Source organism: Pseudonocardia sp. Ae505_Ps2, assembly GCF_001932425.1.
GTDB lineage: Bacteria > Actinomycetota > Actinomycetes > Mycobacteriales > Pseudonocardiaceae > Pseudonocardia.
This window is the reverse complement of the sequence record NZ_MCIP01000001.1, coordinates 2,545,234-2,563,091: the sequence shown is the minus strand read 5'-3', so window position 1 is coordinate 2,563,091 and position 17,858 is coordinate 2,545,234. Positions and strand designations below refer to the sequence as shown.

General features: G+C 74.8%; 22 protein-coding genes. 11 read left to right on the top strand and 11 right to left on the bottom strand.

Going from position 1 to position 17,858, the window contains the following annotated elements:
- Position 1 precedes the first annotated feature (1 nt).
- Positions 2-1,846 carry an HAD family hydrolase gene (locus tag Ae505Ps2_RS12355; protein ID WP_075308139.1) on the top strand — a complete coding sequence of 615 codons (1,845 nt, stop codon included), beginning with the start codon at positions 2-4 and terminating at the stop codon, positions 1,844-1,846.
- 101 nt (positions 1,847-1,947) lie between these two features.
- Entirely contained in the window at positions 1,948-2,574 is a 627-nt protein-coding gene (locus Ae505Ps2_RS12350) for a TetR/AcrR family transcriptional regulator (protein ID WP_020625908.1), read from the top strand.
- Between the two features lie 30 nt (positions 2,575-2,604).
- Here Ae505Ps2_RS12350 and Ae505Ps2_RS12345 read toward each other — a convergent pair whose 3' ends face one another.
- Together Ae505Ps2_RS12345 and Ae505Ps2_RS12340 are read right to left on the bottom strand one after the other, a co-directional pair.
- Entirely contained in the window at positions 2,605-3,516 is a 912-nt protein-coding gene (locus tag Ae505Ps2_RS12345) for an alpha/beta hydrolase (protein WP_075308141.1), read from the bottom strand.
- Between the two features lie 14 nt (positions 3,517-3,530).
- On the bottom strand, positions 3,531-4,445 hold the full coding sequence (locus Ae505Ps2_RS12340) for a diiron oxygenase (RefSeq protein WP_075553631.1): 915 nt from the start codon (positions 4,443-4,445) through the stop codon (positions 3,531-3,533).
- 91 nt (positions 4,446-4,536) lie between these two features.
- Here Ae505Ps2_RS12340 and Ae505Ps2_RS12335 point away from each other — a divergent pair, with 91 nt between their 5' ends.
- The gene (locus Ae505Ps2_RS12335) at positions 4,537-5,235 is read left to right on the top strand and encodes a TetR family transcriptional regulator (RefSeq protein WP_043280359.1); all 699 of its coding nucleotides are present in this window, start codon (positions 4,537-4,539) and stop codon (positions 5,233-5,235) included.
- A complete protein-coding gene (locus Ae505Ps2_RS12330) occupies positions 5,232-5,561 on the top strand; it encodes a DUF4873 domain-containing protein (RefSeq protein WP_075553630.1) in 330 nt (109 codons plus the stop codon). Before Ae505Ps2_RS12335 ends, Ae505Ps2_RS12330 begins: the two co-directional genes overlap by 4 nt.
- Positions 5,562-5,636: 75 nt before the next feature.
- Here the strand turns inward: Ae505Ps2_RS12330 and Ae505Ps2_RS12325 are convergent, their stop codons facing one another.
- A complete protein-coding gene (locus tag Ae505Ps2_RS12325; RefSeq protein ID WP_020625913.1) occupies positions 5,637-5,867 on the bottom strand; it encodes a DUF3107 domain-containing protein in 231 nt (76 codons plus the stop codon).
- A 106-nt stretch (positions 5,868-5,973) separates the two neighbouring features.
- Positions 5,974-6,630, bottom strand: coding sequence for a ferritin-like fold-containing protein (locus Ae505Ps2_RS12320; RefSeq protein WP_020625914.1), 657 nt, complete (start codon positions 6,628-6,630; stop codon positions 5,974-5,976).
- A gap of 454 nt (positions 6,631-7,084) precedes the next feature.
- On the opposite strand from Ae505Ps2_RS12320, the gene Ae505Ps2_RS12315 reads away from it, so the two are divergent.
- Entirely contained in the window at positions 7,085-8,764 is a 1,680-nt protein-coding gene (locus Ae505Ps2_RS12315) for a DEAD/DEAH box helicase (RefSeq protein WP_233147726.1), read from the top strand.
- Between the two features lie 8 nt (positions 8,765-8,772).
- A complete protein-coding gene (locus tag Ae505Ps2_RS12310) occupies positions 8,773-10,026 on the top strand; it encodes a hypothetical protein (RefSeq protein ID WP_083695585.1) in 1,254 nt (417 codons plus the stop codon).
- Positions 10,027-10,046: 20 nt separating this feature from the next.
- Here Ae505Ps2_RS12310 and Ae505Ps2_RS12305 read toward each other — a convergent pair whose 3' ends face one another.
- The 5 genes from Ae505Ps2_RS12305 to Ae505Ps2_RS12285 form a co-directional block, all read right to left on the bottom strand.
- A complete protein-coding gene (locus tag Ae505Ps2_RS12305; RefSeq protein ID WP_075308149.1) occupies positions 10,047-10,715 on the bottom strand; it encodes a hypothetical protein in 669 nt (222 codons plus the stop codon).
- Entirely contained in the window at positions 10,712-11,593 is an 882-nt protein-coding gene (locus Ae505Ps2_RS12300; protein ID WP_083695583.1) for a PD-(D/E)XK nuclease family protein, read from the bottom strand. Before Ae505Ps2_RS12300 ends, Ae505Ps2_RS12305 begins: the two co-directional genes overlap by 4 nt.
- Positions 11,594-11,669: 76 nt before the next feature.
- Positions 11,670-12,539, bottom strand: a complete 870-nt coding sequence (locus Ae505Ps2_RS12295) for a PHP domain-containing protein (protein ID WP_075308151.1) — start codon at positions 12,537-12,539, stop codon at positions 11,670-11,672.
- Between the two features lie 54 nt (positions 12,540-12,593).
- Entirely contained in the window at positions 12,594-13,151 is a 558-nt protein-coding gene (locus Ae505Ps2_RS12290) for a PH domain-containing protein (RefSeq protein WP_020623560.1), read from the bottom strand.
- 4 nt (positions 13,152-13,155) lie between these two features.
- A complete protein-coding gene (locus tag Ae505Ps2_RS12285) occupies positions 13,156-13,308 on the bottom strand; it encodes a hypothetical protein (protein WP_020623561.1) in 153 nt (50 codons plus the stop codon).
- A gap of 109 nt (positions 13,309-13,417) precedes the next feature.
- Here Ae505Ps2_RS12285 and Ae505Ps2_RS12280 point away from each other — a divergent pair, with 109 nt between their 5' ends.
- Positions 13,418-13,822: an NUDIX domain-containing protein gene (locus tag Ae505Ps2_RS12280; protein WP_043277853.1), complete on the top strand. Its 405-nt coding sequence runs from the start codon at positions 13,418-13,420 to the stop codon at positions 13,820-13,822.
- Between the two features lie 109 nt (positions 13,823-13,931).
- On the opposite strand, the gene Ae505Ps2_RS12275 is transcribed toward Ae505Ps2_RS12280, so the two are convergent.
- Positions 13,932-14,435, bottom strand: a complete 504-nt coding sequence (locus tag Ae505Ps2_RS12275; RefSeq protein WP_020623563.1) for a MaoC family dehydratase — start codon at positions 14,433-14,435, stop codon at positions 13,932-13,934.
- A gap of 365 nt (positions 14,436-14,800) precedes the next feature.
- Here Ae505Ps2_RS12275 and corA point away from each other — a divergent pair, with 365 nt between their 5' ends.
- The 4 genes from corA to Ae505Ps2_RS12255 all read left to right on the top strand — a co-directional run bounded on the left by corA (position 14,801) and on the right by Ae505Ps2_RS12255 (position 17,116).
- On the top strand, positions 14,801-15,907 hold the full coding sequence (gene corA / locus Ae505Ps2_RS12270) for a magnesium/cobalt transporter CorA (RefSeq protein WP_075312332.1): 1,107 nt from the start codon (positions 14,801-14,803) through the stop codon (positions 15,905-15,907).
- Between the two features lie 30 nt (positions 15,908-15,937).
- Positions 15,938-16,114, top strand: a complete 177-nt coding sequence (locus Ae505Ps2_RS12265; protein WP_255407881.1) for a tryptophan synthase subunit alpha — start codon at positions 15,938-15,940, stop codon at positions 16,112-16,114.
- Between the two features lie 290 nt (positions 16,115-16,404).
- Positions 16,405-16,722, top strand: coding sequence for a hypothetical protein (locus Ae505Ps2_RS12260; RefSeq protein WP_083695580.1), 318 nt, complete (start codon positions 16,405-16,407; stop codon positions 16,720-16,722).
- Between the two features lie 112 nt (positions 16,723-16,834).
- Entirely contained in the window at positions 16,835-17,116 is a 282-nt protein-coding gene (locus Ae505Ps2_RS12255; RefSeq protein WP_020623566.1) for a hypothetical protein, read from the top strand.
- Positions 17,117-17,185: 69 nt separating this feature from the next.
- Here the strand turns inward: Ae505Ps2_RS12255 and Ae505Ps2_RS12250 are convergent, their stop codons facing one another.
- Positions 17,186-17,857, bottom strand: a complete 672-nt coding sequence (locus Ae505Ps2_RS12250; protein ID WP_020623567.1) for a hypothetical protein — start codon at positions 17,855-17,857, stop codon at positions 17,186-17,188.
- Between the last annotated feature and the right edge of the window lies 1 nt (position 17,858).

Genomic DNA, 17,858 nt, shown 5'->3' with positions numbered 1-17,858 from the left:
GTTGCGTCCGGTCCTGCGGTACGCCGCGCGGGCGGTGGCGGCCCTGCTCGCCCTGCTGCTGCCGCTCGCCGGTCCCGCCCTGGCCGGCGCGGCGTGGGCCCCGCGCTGCGCGGCGGTGGCCCTGCTGGTCGCCCTCGCCGTCGTCGCGACGACGGGCGGGCCCGGCCTGCGCGTCGCCGCCCGCGGCCTGCGGGAGGGCACGGTGACCGCCGAGACCGGCGTCGCGGCGGCGGTGCTCGCCGCGCTGGGGTGGTCGGCGGCGGTGCAGGCCGTCGCGGCGGTCTCGCCCGCGGGCCCGGTCCTGGTCCCGACCGACCCGCTCGCCGGGCCCGTCCTGCTGCCCGGGGTCGCCGCGGTGCTGACCGTCGTCGCGGCGGCGGTGCAGCGCACCGGGCGCCCACCCGGCCCGCACGGCGGGGACACGCGGGCGGACGCCGACGAGGTCCGCGCGGGCCTGCGCACAGTCGCCGACCGGTGGAGCGCCCTGCTCACCCCGCCCGCGGCGCTGATCGCGGTCGCGGTGACCGCCTTCGCGGCGGGCACCGGCACCCCGTGGCCGGCCGCGGTCCCGGCCGGGATCGCGGTCCTGGTCGGGGCCTGCCCGCTGCCGCTGCTGGCCGCGCTGCCGGCGGCGCTGCGAGCCGCGGACCGGGCGGGCGGCGACGCGGTGCGGCTGCCGGCGCCGTGGCCCGGCCGTCGCGATCCGGTGGGCTGGACCGGGTCCGCCGGCGGCCCGGGGCTCGTGGGCCGGGTGGACACCGTCGCGCTGTCCGGGCCGGACGTGCTGACCGGCACCGCCCCCGGGACGGTCGCCGTGCACGCGGGCCGCGGCGAGGATCCGGCGCTGGTGCTGCGGCTGGCCGCGTCGGTCGCCGCGGGTGCGCGGCCCGGGTCGGACCTGCGCGCGGCGGCGCGGGCGCTGGCCGCGGCCGTCGACGGCCCGGTGCCCGACGTCGCCGAGGCCGACGAGCAGCCCGGCCTCGGGGTGTCCGGCCTGGTGGCCGAGCTGCGGGACCCCGGCCCGGACGGCGGCGGCACGACCGCGACCGTCGTCGCGCACGCGGTGCTGCTCGGCAGCCCGGACTGGCTGGCCGAGCACGGGATCCGGGTGCCCCCGCCGTTGTCGGTGGAGCGGGAGCGGGCGGTCGCCGAGGGCCGGGCGGTCCTGGTCATCGCCTGGGACGGGTGCGCCCGCGCCGTGCTCGCGCTGCCCCGGGCGCCGCACCCCGAGGCCCGGCCGGGGGTGTCGGAGCTGGTGGCGGCCGGGGTCACGCCGGTCCTGCTCACCCCCGACGACGACGGCGCCGCCCGTGCCCTCGCCGCGGCGGCCGGTCTCGACCCGGCCGACCCCGACGCCGTCCGCCCGGGGCTGGACCCGGCGGCACGGGCCGCGGCCGTCGCCGGGCTGCGGGTACGGGGCCGCACGGTCGCGGTGGCGGGCGACCCGACCACCGACGAGGCCGCGCTGGCCGCCGCCGACCTGGCGGTCGAGCTGGTCCCCTGGCCCACCGCCGACGGCCGGCCCGCCGCCGACGGCACCGGCACCGGGCCGGGGTCCGCGGAGCACCCGGACGACGTCCCGGCCGCGCGTCCGGACCCGGTCGTCGCGCCCGCGCACGGGTCGGAGAGGATCTGCGCCCGTGGCGGTCCCGCCGAGGTGGCCGCCGCCCTGCTGATCGCCCGCCGAGCGCGGGCCCGGGCCCGCTCGTACGTCCGTGCGGCCGTGGTGCTCGCCGTCGCCGGCGTGGTCCTCGCCGTGCTGGGGACGCCCGCGGTCGTGGTGGCCGCCGTGCCGGTCCTGGGTGCGCTCGGGCTCGCCGCACGGAGACCGCACCGCCGATCGTGAGAGGTTGTCACCCTTCTGCGGCGACACCCGTTCACGGATCGTTCGTCAACGCGGTTACCTGCTAGTAGGGTTATCCCACGACGGTGAGAGGTAGGGGGCCCATGACCGGAACCGCCACGCCACGGGGCGCACGACTGTCCCGCGGCGCGCGTCGCGCCCAGCTGCTGCTGGCCGCCCGCGACGTGTTCGCCGACCAGGGCTACCACGCCGCCGCGATGGACGACATCGCCGAGCGGGCGGGTGTCTCCAAGCCCGTGCTGTACCAGCACTTCCCCGGGAAGCTGGAGCTGTACCAGGCGCTGCTCACGACCTACGCCGAGGAGCTCGTCGAGCGGGTCTCCAACGCGATCGAGCGGACCGAGCACAACAAGGAGCGGGTGCAGGCCGCCGTCGCCGCGTACTTCGACTTCGTCGCCGGCGAGGGCAAGGCCTACCGCCTGGTGTTCGAGTCCGACCTGCGGGGGGACCCGGAGGCCGCGGCGCTGGTGGAGAGCGCGCTGGACCGCTGCATCGACGCGGTCGCCGGCGCGGTCACCGCCGACGCCGGGCTGGACCAGGACCGCGCGCGGCTGCTCGCCGTCGGGCTCGTCGGGCTGAGCCAGGTCGGCGCCCAGTTCTGGCTGGACTCCGACCAGCGGGTCCCGCGGGACGAGGCGGTGGCGCTCATGGCGTCGCTGGCGTGGCGCGGCATCGCCGGGTTCCCGAAGCAGGGCCTCGACCAGATCTGACGCCCCACCGCCGACGACGGGGCGGGCGGCTCAGGCCACCTGCTCCGCCGCGGCCCGGCGCACCAGCGCGGCGATCCGGCCGGTGACCCCGCCGACCCGCTCGACCGGGAGCATGTGCCCGGCACCGGGGAACACGGTCAGCTCGGCGCGCGGCAGGCTGCGGTGGATCCGTCGGGCGAACCGCGGCGGCGTGAGCCGGTCCCGGGTCCCCACCAGGATCTCCACCGGCAGCGAGGAGAACGCCGCCAGCGCCTCGTCGCGCTCGTGAGTGGTGAGGGTCGGGGTGAAGCCGGAGATCGTCGTCGGACGGCAGTCGGCGATCGCCTCGCAGGTCGCGCGGACGGCGAGCCGGTCCGGCCGGGTGCCGAGCAGCAGCGGCTGCAGACCGGCCCCCAGCAGGGTCGGGTGGGTCGACAGCGACCGGCGCTCCGTCCACAGCGGACTGACAGTCACCTTGTCCTTGCCGGCCAGGAAGAGCTTCGCCGGCCGCCCGGTCATCCCCAGCGTCGCCGCCGCACCGAGGCCGCCACTCGCGGTCGCGACGAGGGCGACGCCGGCGACCCGGGAGGCGACGAGGTCGGGGTGGCGCTGGGCCAGCGCCATCGCCGTCATCCCGCCCATCGAGTGCCCCGCGATGACCAGCGGGCCGCTCGGGGCGAGCCGGGTGATCACCTCGGCCATGTCGTCGGCGAGGACGTCGAGGGTCTTGAGCTCGTCGGGGGTGTCGTCGGAGCGGCCGTGCGCGCGGTGGTCGTAGCGGATCACCCGCGGGGCGGGGCCGGCACCGGGCGCGCCGACGGCGAGGGCGTCGGCGACCGGGGCCCAGCAACGCTCGTCGAGCGTCCAGCCGTGGGCGAGCAGCACCGTGACCGGTGCCGACTCCGGACCCGAGACCCTGGCGAACAGGCCGGTCCCGTCGCAGGTGACGATCCGTGTGCTCATCGCGGGATGCCTCCTCAGATCAGGTGGGCGCGCTTCCACAGGGTCTCCGTCGGGCCGCCGACGATCCCCTGCTCGCGCAGGAACGGCACGAGCTTGCGCGAGGACCAGCGCAGCATCTCGTGGTGGTACGGGTTGGCCAGCGCCGCCTTCCGCCCGACCGCCGGGGCGATCCCGATGCTGCGGTAGACCTCGGGATGGATGAGGTTGCGGGCGACGACGAACGCGATCCGCGCGGTGAGGTAGCGGGCCCAGACACGTTCCGCGCGGTTGGTCCTCGGCATGATCCGCTGGAGCTCCTCCCGGGCGTAGCGGACGTGCCGGGCCTCCTCGGTCACGTGGATCTTGTTGATCATCCGGGACAGCGGCTGGACACGCTCGTCCCGCATCCCCTCGCGCTGGAGCTGGTCGAGGATCTCCTCGACGAACAGGGTGCCGGCGAACATCGCCAGGCCGGTGCCGATGGTCTTCATCAGCCGGCCCTGCTCGTGGGTGAGCCGGCGGGGGGCGTAGTCCGGCACGCCATAGCGCTCGGTGGCCTTGGCGAACATCATCGAGTGCCGGCACTCGTCGGCGATCTCGACCAGCGCGTACTGGATGTGCGCGCGACGGGGGTCGCGGTCGTAGGCGTAGCGCAGCAGCATCTGCATGAGGATCATCTCGAACCACAGCCCGATCCGGGCGACGCTGCAGAACTCGTGCACCGACAGCGTGATCCGCTGCTCCTCGGTGAGGCCGTCCCACAGCGGCGTGCCGTAGAGCGACACGCGCTCGGGGACGATGCCGTACCTGCCCTCGACCAGCGGGGCGTCCCAGTCGATGTCGATCGAGGGGTCGTAGGAGGTCGTCACCGAGCTCTTCAGCAGCCGCCGAGCGGTGTCCTCGCGGTCCGCGAGGTGGGCCTTGCTTCCGGTCCGGGCGGGAGCGCTCATCGGTCGCGCCTTCCTGACGAGGGGCCTGCGGTGGCGGGTTCCACACCCGGAACCCTTGCTGTTACCGCCAGTAACAGTTACCACTGGTAACGTGCCCCAGGACCCGAGGGATGTCAAGCCCGATGCGCGCAGCCGCCGACGGGAGGAACGGCGGACCGAGATGGTCGCCGCCGCCGTCGACGCGATCCGCGAACACGGTGCCGGGGTCTCGGTCGCCCAGATCGCCGGCGCGGCCGGCATCACCAAGCCGGTGCTCTACCGGCACTTCGCCGACCGCGCCGACCTGCAGCGCGCCGTCAGCGAGCACGCCGCGGACATGCTGATGCAGCGGATCTACCCGGTGCTGGCGATCGACGCCGAGCCGATCGAGCACGTCGCCGCCGTCATCGACGCCTACCTCGGGATGATCGAGGAGGAGCCCCAGCTGTACCGGTTCGTCGTCGCGAACCCGGCCGAGCCGGTGCCGGGCGCCGAGATCGCGCAGGACGTGCGCGGCCAGATCGGCGCCCTGCTGACCACGCTGTTCGGGGAGCGGCTGCGCGCCCAGGGCCGCGACTCCGGCGGCGCCGAGGCGTGGGCGCACGGGATCATCGGGATGGTCCAGACCGCGGGCGAGTGGTGGCTGGAGCGCCGGACGATGAGCCGTGACGCGCTCACCAACTACCTGTCCGCACTGATCTGGGGCGGGATCGCCGGCGTCGCCGGGCTCGACTCCCCCACCGCGACCGCCGACATCCTGCGGCTGGTCCCCGAGCCACAGGTGCACGAGGGCTCGGTGCAGGACCGGTGAGCGCCGACCACGACCACGACCGCGACGAGGGCTACCGCGGCCCCGCCACCCTGGTGCTGGGCGAGGAGACGGTCGAGGTCGAGGTGCTCCTCGACGCCCGGCACGAGCCCTTCGACGGCAGGCTGCACTGGGCGGGCCGGGTCGCCGCGCACCCCCGGCTCACCGCGCTGCTGGGCAGCCGCGGCGGCACCGCAGAGGTCCGGACGCCCGGGCACACGGCCGTCGGCACGCTGTCCGAGCCGGACGTGTGGGACCGGTTCCGGATCACCGGCACCGGCAGGCCGCCGTTCGCCCTGGACGGGCCGCCCCCGCCGGAGACCGACTGACCGGCCCCCTCCCCCGGACACGCGTCGGGCCCGGCCCCGCGGACGGGTACCGGGCCCGGACGACCCCGGGTGCGCTCAGCCGCTGAGGCCGAACCCGACCCGGCGCTCCTCGGACGGGCCGATCTCCACGTACGAGATGCGCGCGACCGGGACGACGTAGCGACGGCCCTCGTCGTCGGTGAGGTCCAGCAGCCCGTCGTCGGACTTCATCGCCCCGCTCACGAGCTGGGCCACCTCGTCCGGCGTGCGGTCGCTGGACACCACGAGCTCCCGCGGGGTCTCCGCGATGCCGATCTTGACCTTCACCGGTGGTCCTCCCGATCCGTCACTTCTGATCACCTTGCCCGCGCCAGGCTAGTCGAGATCGGGCCGGAGCATCGGCGAGCCGCGACCCCGACCACCGGGCCGGGACTCAGGAGAGTCCGAGCCTGCCCATCCGGCGGCCGTGCGCGGTCTGCACCGTCCGGATGAGCCCGGCCACGCCGCCCTTCTCCCCCGAGCCGAGCACGATGAACTCGGCCAGCTCGTCGCGCTCGGCGACGACCCGCTGGGCGTGGGTGACGGCCTCGCCGAGCAGCCGCCTGCCCCACAGGGCCAGCCGGTCGCGCTGCGCCGGGTTGGCGGCGCAGGCGGCCTGCACCTCGCGCTCGGCGAAGGCGGAGTGCCCGGTGTCGGCGAGCACCCGCTGCACCAGGTCGCCGGTGCCGGGATCCACCCAGCCCGCGACCTCGCGGTAGAAGTCGGCGCCGAGACCGTCGCCGAGATAGGCCTTGACCAGCGACTCCAGCCAGCTCCGCGGGGCGGTCGAGGCGTGGTAGCTGTCGATCAGCGCGACGAACGGCGCCATCGCGTCCGCGACGGCGATCCCGCTGCGGCCCAGGTGGTCCTCGATCAGGCGGAAGTGGCCGATCTCGGCGGCGGCCATCGTCGACAGCTGCGCGCGGCCGGCCAGCGTCGGCGCGGCCCGGGCGTCCTCGGCGAGCCGGTCGAACGCCGACAGCTCGCCGTAGGCCAGCACGCCGAGCAGCTCCACGGTCGCGGCCGTCGGCGCGTCGCCTCCAGTGGTCATGGACGCCACCCTAACCGGGCCCTACCGGCCGGCCGGGCGGCCCGCGACGGCCGTCGCGACCACGGCGCGAGGCAACTCACCCCACCCGGCGACGGCCGCGCCGTCGTGTTCGGGCGCCGTGGCGGGTACCATGCGGTCAGCGCGTCACCGGATTTCGGGCTCATGGGACTCCACGGGGACGCGCCCACCGCGCGGGGACCGGGTAACGGGACGAGCGGCCGACCCGGCCGAGCCCGTCTCACCGGGACCCGCACCCGTACTGGTGCGCGCAGCGCCTCGGCTGCTCTCCCGCCCGGACCGTCCCGACGGCCCGGGGCCGGTCGACGAGCCACGCCACGGCTCCTGTGCGCGGAGAGAGGCGATCACACTGTCCCGAAGCGACAGCGCCGACACCCCCGAGGCCGACCCGGGCTTCCTGCCCACCGGCATCACCCCCAGCGAGACCCCGCTCGGCGTGACCAACCCCGGCGGCGAGAAGCTCCCCCCGACCTTCGCCGAGCTCGGCGTACGGCCCGAGATCGTCTCCGCGCTCGCGGAGAACGACATCGTGCGCACGTTCGCGATCCAGGAGCTCACCCTCCCGCTGGCACTCGCCGGCGAGGACGTCATCGGCCAGGCCCGCACCGGCACCGGCAAGACGCTGGGCTTCGGCGTCCCGCTGCTGCAGCGGATCACCCCGCCCGGTGAGCGCCCCGCCGCCACCGCCGAGGGCGAGGCCGCCGACCGCACCAAGGACGTCCCGCAGGCGCTCGTCGTCGTCCCGACCCGCGAGCTGTGCGTGCAGGTCGCCCGGGACATCGCCGCCGCGGGCAAGAACCTGGGCGTGCGCGTCGTCGCCATCTACGGCGGCCGGGCCTACGAGCCGCAGCTGGAGGCCCTGCGCAAGGGCGTCGACGTCATCGTCGGCACCCCGGGCCGGCTGCTCGACCTCGCCGAGCAGCGCCACCTGGTCCTCGGCCGGGTCAAGGCACTCGTCCTGGACGAGGCCGACGAGATGCTGGACCTGGGCTTCCTGCCCGACGTCGAGCGGATCCTGCGCATGCTCCCCGAGGAGCGGCACACGATGCTGTTCTCGGCGACCATGCCAGGCCCGATCGTGCAGCTCTCGCGGGCGTTCCTGACCCGCCCGACGCACATCCGCGCGGAGGAGGCCGACCAGGGCTCCATCCACGAGCGGACCAAGCAGCTGGTCTACCGCGCGCACGCGATGGACAAGGTCGAGCTGGTCACCCGGGCCCTGCAGGCCAAGGACCGCGGCCTCACCATGATCTTCACCCGGACCAAGCGGACCGCCCAGCGCGTCGCCGACGACCTCGCCGAGCGCGGCTTCGCCGCCGCGGCGGTGCACGGTGACCTCGGCCAGGGCGCTCGCGAGCAGGCACTGCGCGCGTTCCGCGCGGAGAAGGTCGACGTGCTGGTCGCGACCGACGTCGCGGCCCGTGGCATCGACGTCAGCGGCGTCACGCACGTCATCAACTACCAGTGCCCCGAGGACGCCAAGACCTACGTGCACCGGATCGGCCGCACCGGCCGCGCCGGACGCGAGGGCGTCGCGGTCACGCTGGTGGACTGGGACGAGACCCCGCGCTGGAAGATGATCTCCGACGACCTGTCGCTGGGCATCGACGAGCCGGTCGAGACCTACTCGACCTCGGACCACCTGTTCACCGACCTCGACATCCCGACGACGGCGTCCGGGCGGCTCCCGCTGTCCGCGCGCACCCGCGCCGGGCTCGACGCCGAGTACATCGACTCCGACGGCGACCACCAGGGCGCCCGCAAGCCGCGCGGCAGCCGTCGCGACGGTGGCGGCCGTGACGGTGGTGGCCGTGACGGTGGCAGCCGCGAGGCCAGCCGCAACGGCGACGGCGACGAGGGCGGTCGCCGCCCGCGGCGCAACCGCTCCCGTTCCCGGACCCGGGGCGGCGTCGCGGTCGAGGCGGGTGCCTCGACCACCGCCGAGGGTGCCGCCGCCGCGGGCTCCACCGAGGGCGCCCCGCAGAACGGGCCGGACGCCGGCGCGTCGGCCGAGGGCGGGGCGGCCACGCCGCGCCGTCGTCGCCGCCGCGGCGGGTCGCGGCGCGGACCCGGTGGCGGCGAGTCCGCCGACGGGGCCGACGCGGCCGCCAGCTGACACCACGCGTGCTGCGCGGCCGCCCCCTGCGGGACCGGCTCCCGCTCCCGGGCATCCCCGCCGAACGACGACACCGCGGCGACCGACTGGTCGCCGCGGTGCTCGTGCTGCTGCTGGCCGGGGTCGCGGTGCTCTACGCGGTGCAGAGCCCGGCCGCGCACACCGAGTCGGTGACGGCCGCGACCGCCCCCGCCCCGCCACCACCGGTCGGCCCGGTCCCGGCCGGGTTCACCGAGCTGTGGCGGGCGGCCAGCCCGGACACCCCGGTGCCGCTGGCGGTCGGGGACGGCGTCGCCGTCGCCGAGGGGTCGCGGGTCTCCGGGCGCGACGCGCGCACCGGCGCCGAGCGCTGGAGCTACGAACGCGACCTCCCGCTGTGCACCACCGGGTTCGCCGACGGTCGCGTGCTCGCGCTCTACCGCAACGACGAGTACTGCTCGGAGCTCTCCACGCTCCAGCCCGACTCCGGCGCCCGCGGACCGGCCAGAACCCTCGACGCCCGGCCCGGCACCCGGTTGATCGGCCAGGACCCGGTGCTCGCGACCGGCCAGGACTACGTCGAGACCTTCCGCTCCGACCTGGTCCGCACCGCCGAGTACGGCACGGTGCGCGCGCTGGAGGAGCCCGGCTCGCAGCCGCGGTCGGGGTGCACGTTCGGGTCCTTCGCCGCCGCCGAGGACCGCGCCGTGATCCTGGAGCGCTGCCCCGGTGAGCCGTCCGAGCGGTTGACGGTGCTGCGTCCCAGCCGCACCGAGGGCGACCGGCCCGCGTTCGACTCGTCGTCGGTCATCGGGACCGACGGCGCGCAGGTGATCGCCGCGTCGTCCGAGCGCGTCGCCGTCCTGCTGCCGGGCGTCCCCCGCCTGGCCCTCTACGACGGAGGCGGGCGCGGCATCGGGGAGTTCCCGGTCGAGGCGGGTGCGACGGTCGCCGCCCCGGCCGACGGCGTCGCCCGCACGACCGCCGACGACCGGAACCGCTACTGGTGGACCGGCGGGGCGACCGTCGCGCTGGACACCCGCAGCCTCCAGCCGCGCTGGAGCCTGCCGGGCACCCTCGGCCCGGGCACCCGCTACGGCGACCGGCTGCTCGTGCCCGTCCCCGGCGGGATCGCCGACGTCGACCCGGCCACCGGCGTCGTCGCCCGGACCCTGCCGGTGGACCGCGGCCCGGTGGCCGGACCGGTGCTGCTCGCCGCCCAGGGCGCGCTGCTGGTCGAGCTGCGCGGCAGCGAGATCGTCGTGCTGGGGCCCGCCGGCTGAGTCGGGACGGCCGCGCTCCCCTACAGGAACCAGCCGAGCCCGAGCACCAGCGACGCCGTCACGATCACCCCGAGCGCGGCGAGCAGCCCGGTGCGGTCGCGCCGCCGGTCCGCGACGACCTGGCCCACGACGGCGACGGCCGCCGCCCCCGCGTGCGCGACGATCGCACCGGCCCCGGGGCCGGGGACCCCGCTGCTCCCGGCCACCCACTCCACGACGACCAGCCCGAGCGCGAGCACCACGAGTCCGCCGGCGAGCACCCCGGCCAGGCCCCGCAGCAGCCGGGCGCCTGCCCCGTCGACGTCGGGTCCGGGGGCACGGCGCCGTGCCCGACGTGCGTTCTCCTCGGCGCGGCGGCGGTCGGCCCGCCGGCCGGGCGCGCGGGCGGCGGGGTGCTCGTCGTCGCGGGGCGGCTCGGCGGGACCGGAGGACAGACCGCGGCGCGGCGCGCGGCGGGACGCGGGCAGGGCCTCGGTGGGGCGTGGACCGGCCGGGGACCCGACGTCACCGCGCCTGCGGGGCGGACCGGACGGCGGGACCGGCGGGCGGGGGCCGTAGCCGTCGGGGCCGGGGTGCTGGCGCCCGTGCGACGGCCCGGCACGGTACGGGGCGGGCGCGCCCGGCGGGCGTGGCGGGATCGGGGGTCGGCCGTGCCGCGGGGGGCCGGGGAACTGCGGGTCGGCGGTCACGGGGCGAGCAGGTCCCACGGTCGCGGCTCCGGCACGGCGGCGCGGCCGGCGGCGCAGTGGCGGCGGACCGCGCAGGTCCCGCAGTGCGCACCGGTGCGGACCGGGAAGAGCGTGTCGGCGTCGCCGCCGTCGGCCAGCGCGGTCGTCGCCCCGGCGGCGGCGTCGGCGGACCCTGCGGCCGCGGCGACGTGCCGGTCGAGGGAGACCTGGTCGTGGGTGTGCACGGCGACGGTTCCGGTCGGCACGTGGTGCAGCTCGACGGTGCGGCAGGGGCGGCGGAACACCGAGGCGGTGGCGACGGCGTAGAGCGCGAGCTGGCGGGACGCGGCGGCGTCGGCCGCGGTCGGCACCCGGCGCCCGGTCTTGAAGTCGACGACGACGGCCTCGCCGTCGCGCTCGTCGATCCGGTCGACCCGGCCCTCGACCAGCAGCGGCCCGGCGGGGGCCCGTACCCACCGCTCGACCGCGAGCGGCTCGTCCCGCCCGACCGGGCCGTCGACGACGGCGGCCAGCCAGTCCCGGGCACGCTCGCGGTACCGGGCGGCCTGGGCGTCGTCGGCGAACCCCTCGCCGGTCCAGTGCCGGTCCACCAGTGCCGCGGCCTGCTCCGGGGTGCGCCGATCGACGGGCAGGGCCGCCAGCGAGCGCAGCGCCAGGTGCACCACCGCACCGAGCGTGGTGTGGGCGAACCCGCCGCCCCGCGACGGGGCCGGGCGGTCGACGTGCAGCATCCGGTAGCGGCGCGGGCAGGCGTCCCAGGTGTCGAGCCGGGCCGGGGTGACCCGGTGCAGTGCGGTCGCACCGAAGCCGGGGTCAAGCAGGTCCAGGCCGAGCTGACCGTCCGGGGCCCCGGTGGCGGGAGCGGTGGTCCGGGCCATGGGCGCCACGGTACTCCCGGACGGTCACCGACCGTCGCTCACTCCCGGCGACCCACCGTCACGCGGTGCCGCCGGATCAGCCGTGCAGCACGGGGACGCCGGTGGCCCGTTCGGTCAGGGCCGCGTAGACCTCCGGGTCGGTCGTCTCCTGCGCGAGCGGGGTCGTCTTGTTGGTGCCGTGGTAGTCACTGGAGCCGGTCGCGAGCAGGCCGTGCTCGGCGACGATCCCGCGCAGCAGCTCGCGGTCGACCGAGGCGTGGTTCGGGTGGTCGACCTCGATCCCGCCCAGCCCCCAGCCGATCAGGTCGACGAGCACCGACGGCTCCACGACCACACCACGCGTGCGGGCCAGCGGGTGCGCGAACACCGCGACCCCGCCGGCCGCGACGATCATCTCGACGGCCGTCTCGACCCGGGTGTCGGCACGCGGGACGTAGTAGGGGCTGTCGTTGTGCAGCAGCTCGGCGAAGGCCTCGTCGACCGACCCGACGACGCCGGCCGCGACGAGCGCGCGGGCCAGGTGCGGCCGGCCCGCGCTACCACCCTCGGGCAGGTGCGCGAACACGGTCTCGACGTCGACCGGGTACCCGTCGGCGGCCATCCGCCCGATCATCGTCTCCAGCCGCTGCACGCGCTCGGCCCGCAGCCGCTCCTGCTCCGCGACGATCGCGGCGTGCTCGGGGTCGAACAGGTAGCCCAGCAGGTGCACCGAGCAGCGCGGCTCGCCCGTGCGGCCGGTCGGGCTCAGGCAGGAGAACTCCGCGCCGCGCACCAGCGCGAGCCCCGGCGGGAGCGCCGCTGCCGCGTCGGCCCAGCCACCGGTGGTGTCGTGGTCGGTGATCGCGACGACGTCGAGCCCCGCGGCGCCGGCCGCCCGGACCAGCCCGGCCGGGGAGTCGGTGCCGTCGGACGCGGTGGAGTGGGCGTGCAAGTCGATGACGGACACGTGACCGACACTAGCGCCGCGCGGCGCGCGCGCATCCCGCGACGGACACGCGGGTCAGCGCCGCCAGCGTGGTTTGGCGAGCATGCCCGTCGCGCGGGTCTTGCCCTTCTCCCCGAAGACCAGCTCGGAGAGCGCCTCGTAGATCTCCTCGGGCCTCGGCATGTAGTCGATGCGGTTGAGCGCCTGGATCTGCCCCGCGGACTCGACGACCATGGTCCCGTAGCCGAGCATGCGCCCGGACAGCGAACGCTGGAACGTGAGGTCGGTGACCTTGCCCAGGGGCATCATGCCGACGTTGTGCACGATGATCCCCTGGGCGATCATCACCCGCTTGTCGGTGATCACGATCCGCTCGATCCACCAGAGGATCGACAGCGCCGTGTAGCGCAGGACCGCGACGACGACCAGGTAGAACGCCAGGTTGTCGACGACGACGTCCAGGACCGGGTCGGTCCCGGGGCGGTCGAGCAGCTGCTCGATCCCGACGACCACGATGATGAACAGCGCGGTCTGCCAGATGTGCTTGACCATCACCGCCCAGTGCTGGCGCACACGGATGACGCGCCGCTCCGTGGGGAGCAGGTACTCGTCGATCTCCCGGGGCGCGAGCACGGGCTCAGATCAGGTTGGTGACGAACACCGAGACGGACTGCGCGGCGTCGTAGAGGATGTTGCCGACGTTGGTGACCGAACCGGCTGCACCATTGGGATTGGTGATCACCAGGAAGATCCCCAGCGCCACCGCAACCAGGATCAGGATCTTCTTCACGTTCCCTGCCCACCCGTTTCTCGGTGTGTCGGACACACAGACATGTCATTGGTACCGGAGGGCCGGCTGGCCCCGGTACCGGCACCCGAGCAGCGTACCGTCGTTTCGGATGACCGACAGTAGCCGACACGTCGCCTGCGTGGGTGGAATCGTGTTCGACCCGGACGGACGATTGCTGCTCGTCCGCCGGGCCAACGAGCCTGGTCGGGGGCTGTGGTCGGTCCCCGGTGGGCGGGTCGAGGCCGGCGAGAGCGAGCACGACGCGGTGGTCCGCGAGCTCGCCGAGGAGACCGGTCTGACGGTGGTCCCCGGCCGGCTCGCCGGGGTGGTGTTCCGAGGCCCGTACCGGATCGCCGACTACGTCTGCGCCCTCGCGGCGGACGCGGGTGCGCCGCGGGCCGGCGACGACGCCACCGACGCCCGGTTCGTCGACCGGGCGGGCTACGCGGCGCTGGCCGTCGTCGAGGGCCTCACCGAGACCCTCGGCGGCTGGGACTGTCTGCCCCGGGCCTGACCACCACGGCGGGTGCCCGACCGCCCCGGCGGTATGCGTGTGGGTGACACACGACGGCCCCCGCTCCGGTGGGAGTCGGGGGCCGGTGCGCCGGGGTGCGGCCGTCGGGTCAGACCTGCGGCGTGGGACGGCCGGGCTGCTCGCCGCCGCGGCTGTCGCCGTAGGACCGCTTCGGCACCATGACCTTGCGGCGGAAGGTGCAGACGACGGTGCCGTCCTGCTTGTAGCCGCGGGTCTCGACGTACACCACGCCGCGGTCGTCCTTGGACTTCGACGGGGTCTTGTCGAGGACCTCGGTCTCGCCGTAGATCGTGTCGCCGTGGAAGGTCGGCTTCGTGTGCTTGAGCGACTCGACCTCGAGGTTCGCGATCGCCTTGCCCGACACGTCCGGCACCGACATGCCCAGCAGCAGCGAGTAGATGTAGTTGCCGACCACGACGTTCTTGCCGAAGTCGGTCGTCTCCTCCGCGTAGTGCGCATCCATGTGCAGCGGGTGGTGGTTCATGGTGAGGAGGCAGAACAGGTGGTCGTCGTACTCGGTGACCGTCTTGCCGGGCCAGTGCTTGTAGACGGCACCGACCTCGAACTCCTCGTAGTAGCGCCCGAACTGCACCGTTCACGCTCCCATCACGCCGTCGATTCGTTGCGGGAGTAATCTATCCGGTGGCCCGCGCGAGGAAGGGCGGTCCGGCTCACACGTGCGCGGTCGGGGATGTCACATCACGGTGACGTCGGCCGGCGTACGGACGAGACACAGGACGGTCCGCCGAACAGCAGGGAGGTGAGTGCGGTGTCCGCGTCCCAGACACCGGCGAGCAGTAGGTGCCGCCTCCCGCTGCGCACGGCCCCGAGGTACGTCCGGGGCTGATCCCGGCGGGAGGCGAGTTCCGGCCCGGCGGCCGCCCTGCGCGGTCGCACCGTCATCCGGTGCCGCTCGTCCCCCGAGCCGCACCGGCACGCCCGGAGGTGGTCCTCGTGATGCCCTCGCTCTCCCAGCTGCGCCCCACCATCCGCCCGTCCCGGCGCGCCGAGCGCGCCGCGGCGCGGGCCGCCGCGAGCCCGCCCGTCCGGCTGCGTGTCCCCCTGTCCGCCTACGTCGTCGACTGCAGCGTCTACCTCGACGGCCACCGGCTCCCCGGCCGCTGGACACACGACGAGGCCATCGCCGAGGTGCGCGAGCGCGGCGAGGGCTTCGTCTGGATCGGGCTGCACGAGCCCGACGAGGAGCAGATCTCCGGCATCGCCGAGACCTACGGGCTGCACGAGCTCGCCGTCGAGGACGCGGTGCACGCGCACAACCGCCCCAAGCTCGAGCGCTACGACGACACACTGTTCATGGTGCTCAAGACCGTCCGCTACGTCGGGCACGCCGACCCGACGACGTCGAACGAGATCGTCGAGACCGGCGAGGTCATGGCGTTCCTCGGGCGCGACTTCGTCGTGACCGTCCGGCACGGCCGCCACACCGGCCTGCGCGAGGTGCGCCGACGCCTGGAGGACGACCCCGAGCAGCTGTCCCTCGGCCCGGCCGCGGTGCTGCACGCGATCGCCGACCACGTCGTGGACTCCTACATCGAGGTCTGCCGGCAGATCGAGGACGACATCGACGCCGTCGAGGCCGAGGTGTTCTCTCCGCGCTCGACGATGAACCCCGAGCAGATCTACGTCATGAAGCGCGAGATCCTCGACCTGCGCCGCGCCGTGATGCCGCTGGTCGGGCCGATGCGCAAGCTCGCCGAGGGCTACAGCGCCCTGGTCCCGCACGACGTGCGGTCCTACTTCCGCGACGTCGACGACCACCTCGGTGGCGTCGCCGAGCAGGTGGCGGGCTTCAACGAGCTGCTGACCACCCTGGTCGACGCGGTCCTCGCGAAGATCAGCATGCGACAGAACAACGACATGCGGAAGATCACCGCCTACGCGGGCCTGATCTCGGTGCCGACGATGATCGCCGGTGTCTACGGCATGAACTTCGACTCGATGCCCGAGCTGCACTGGGACTTCGGTTACCCGATGGTCCTGCTCGTCATCGCGACGCTGTGCGGGCTGCTGTACCGCAACTTCCGCCGCAACGGCTGGCTGTAGACCGGCGTCATCCCGGCGTGGACCGATCATGTGCGGGCGTGCGCTGCTGCGGGCGCCGACGCGGTGGAGATCGGGCTGCCGCTCACCGACCCGATGCTCGACGGCCCCGTGCTTCAGGAGGCGGCCACGCGCGCACTCGGTCGCGGAGCCACCGTGCGGTCGCTGCACTCCCTGCGAAGTTCCGAAACTGAACAAGCAAGATCGTGACGTTGATCCGTTCTGCCCGTTTATCGGCCATAGCTCGGCCATAGTGGAGTACGCCCATCCTGCGACCGCGCCCGCCGATGCACGACCGATCTTCTTGGCGGGTAGCTGCCCTCTCACGGGACCCGGCGTACCTGCGGCCGAGCCGGCCGGGACCGCGGGCCAACCTGCCACCGCCAGCAGCCGCCCCAACCCGCTCGACCAGACTCTGCGACCCGTGCTGAACGGTCGCTGTCGGTCCCCTGTGTCAGGCTTCGAGGTGAGGCCGGGACGCCGGTGGGAGGAGGTGCGCGGTGACCATCGCTCTGGAGCTGTTCCCGCGTCGGGTCGATCCTGAGGACTTCGCCCGCGCGCAGGTCGAGCGGTTCACCGACCACCAGTTGCGCATCGGGCGGTCCCGGGTCGTGCATGCCGTCACGTTCCGGACCTGGCTCGGAGACCTGTCCCTTCCGGTGCCCCCCTGCCACCAGGGCTGGTCCGGCTTCGCCGCCGCCGGCGATCTCCTGGCCACCAGCGATCCCGTGACGTGCCGCAAGTGCGCGTCACGCACCGGCACGCCGGAGGCCGGAGTTCCGGAACAGACCACGCTGTTCCCCGCCGATCGGCCCTAACCCGCCGAAGGCGACGAGGCCGTCCCCTCGTTGGCGGGCCGGAGTGCGGGAATCGCAGTGAGGTTCGCGCCCCGGTAGCAGCGCGGCTACGTGCTGAGCGAGGATCTGGGGTGTGGACCTGACGCCGCTCCAGCACGCGACGTTGCACCGCCTCGTCGAGGGAGGGCAGGGCCCTGAGTCGCAGCCGCGGACTGCGCTGCGGTGGCTGCGCCGGTACGGGCTCGTCGATGCAGACGGCTGGCCGACCGATGAGGGGCGGGCGTACCTCGCGGAGCTTCGCCAGCAGCGTCGACGTCGGATGGATCAACACCAGGCTGCGGAGCGGCGGCGGCGCGAGGACCCGCAGTGGGCGATGCGTGATGCGATCAGGCGGTGGAAAGCCGGCGAGCGGTGACGAGACCGCGTCGCAGGACGGCTCCATGGTGCGGGGCCGGCTCGCTGGCCAAGGTCATGCCCGGGGGCTTCACGGACGGTCCGCGAGCGCCCCTGGGACCGGGGACTGACCGGCGATGTGCTCACGCAGCTCGGCCGACAACAACCCCGCCACGGTGAGGATGTCGGCGTAGCGGGCGTCGAGATTGCGCCGGATCAGTGGCTCGTTGTGCGCGACCCGGTTGCGGAGGTCGTGGAGCCGACCGACCGGGCCGTCGACCGCGGGGCGACCGGTGCCGGGTCGGAACGCGTGGTGCAGGTACGGCACCCACAGCCGCTCGGACAGTCGTCGGGCGGACAGGTACCGCCAGAACCCGAAGCCGATCTCGGCGATGACCTTCCCCGGGTCGGGGCGGCTCGTGCCGGTCGCGCGGCGCGCTGACCGCACGGCAGCGTCGATGACCTTCCGGGACGTCTCGTTGGAGTCGTAGACCTTCCCCCGCCTGGTGCGTTCGAGCAGGGGGGAGAAGTGCCGGTCCGGGGCGAACACCCAGTGCGGGCCGTCGGGGGCGGCGGCGCGCAGCGCGCGGTCGTAGGCGTTGCGGAGTCCGACTTCGAGGTGCCCGAGGTCGTGGTGGAACGCGGCGGCGGCGCGGGCGTTCCAGTCGTAGCGGGCGAGGGCGAGGTCGCGGTCGCCGGCGGCGTCGGCGAGGTAGACGTCGAACCGGGGCGTCGACAGCCAGTCATCGATCCAGTCGCTCATC

Bases quoted from the DNA above. Each gene is read 5' to 3' on its own strand.
- Ae505Ps2_RS12320 (WP_020625914.1), bottom strand. From the start codon at position 6,630: ATGACCACTGGAGGCGACGCGCCGACGGCCGCGACCGTGGAGCTGCTC.
- Ae505Ps2_RS12280 (WP_043277853.1), top strand. From the start codon at position 13,418: ATGACCGACAGTAGCCGACACGTCGCCTGCGTGGGTGGAATCGTGTTC.
- Ae505Ps2_RS12300 (WP_083695583.1), bottom strand. From the start codon at position 11,593: ATGGCCCGGACCACCGCTCCCGCCACCGGGGCCCCGGACGGTCAGCTC.
- Ae505Ps2_RS12350 (WP_020625908.1), top strand. From the start codon at position 1,948: ATGACCGGAACCGCCACGCCACGGGGCGCACGACTGTCCCGCGGCGCG.
- Ae505Ps2_RS12345 (WP_075308141.1), bottom strand. From the start codon at position 3,516: ATGAGCACACGGATCGTCACCTGCGACGGGACCGGCCTGTTCGCCAGG.
- Ae505Ps2_RS12340 (WP_075553631.1), bottom strand. From the start codon at position 4,445: ATGAGCGCTCCCGCCCGGACCGGAAGCAAGGCCCACCTCGCGGACCGC.
- Ae505Ps2_RS12250 (WP_020623567.1), bottom strand. From the start codon at position 17,857: ATGAGCGACTGGATCGATGACTGGCTGTCGACGCCCCGGTTCGACGTC.
- corA (WP_075312332.1), top strand. From the start codon at position 14,801: ATGCCCTCGCTCTCCCAGCTGCGCCCCACCATCCGCCCGTCCCGGCGC.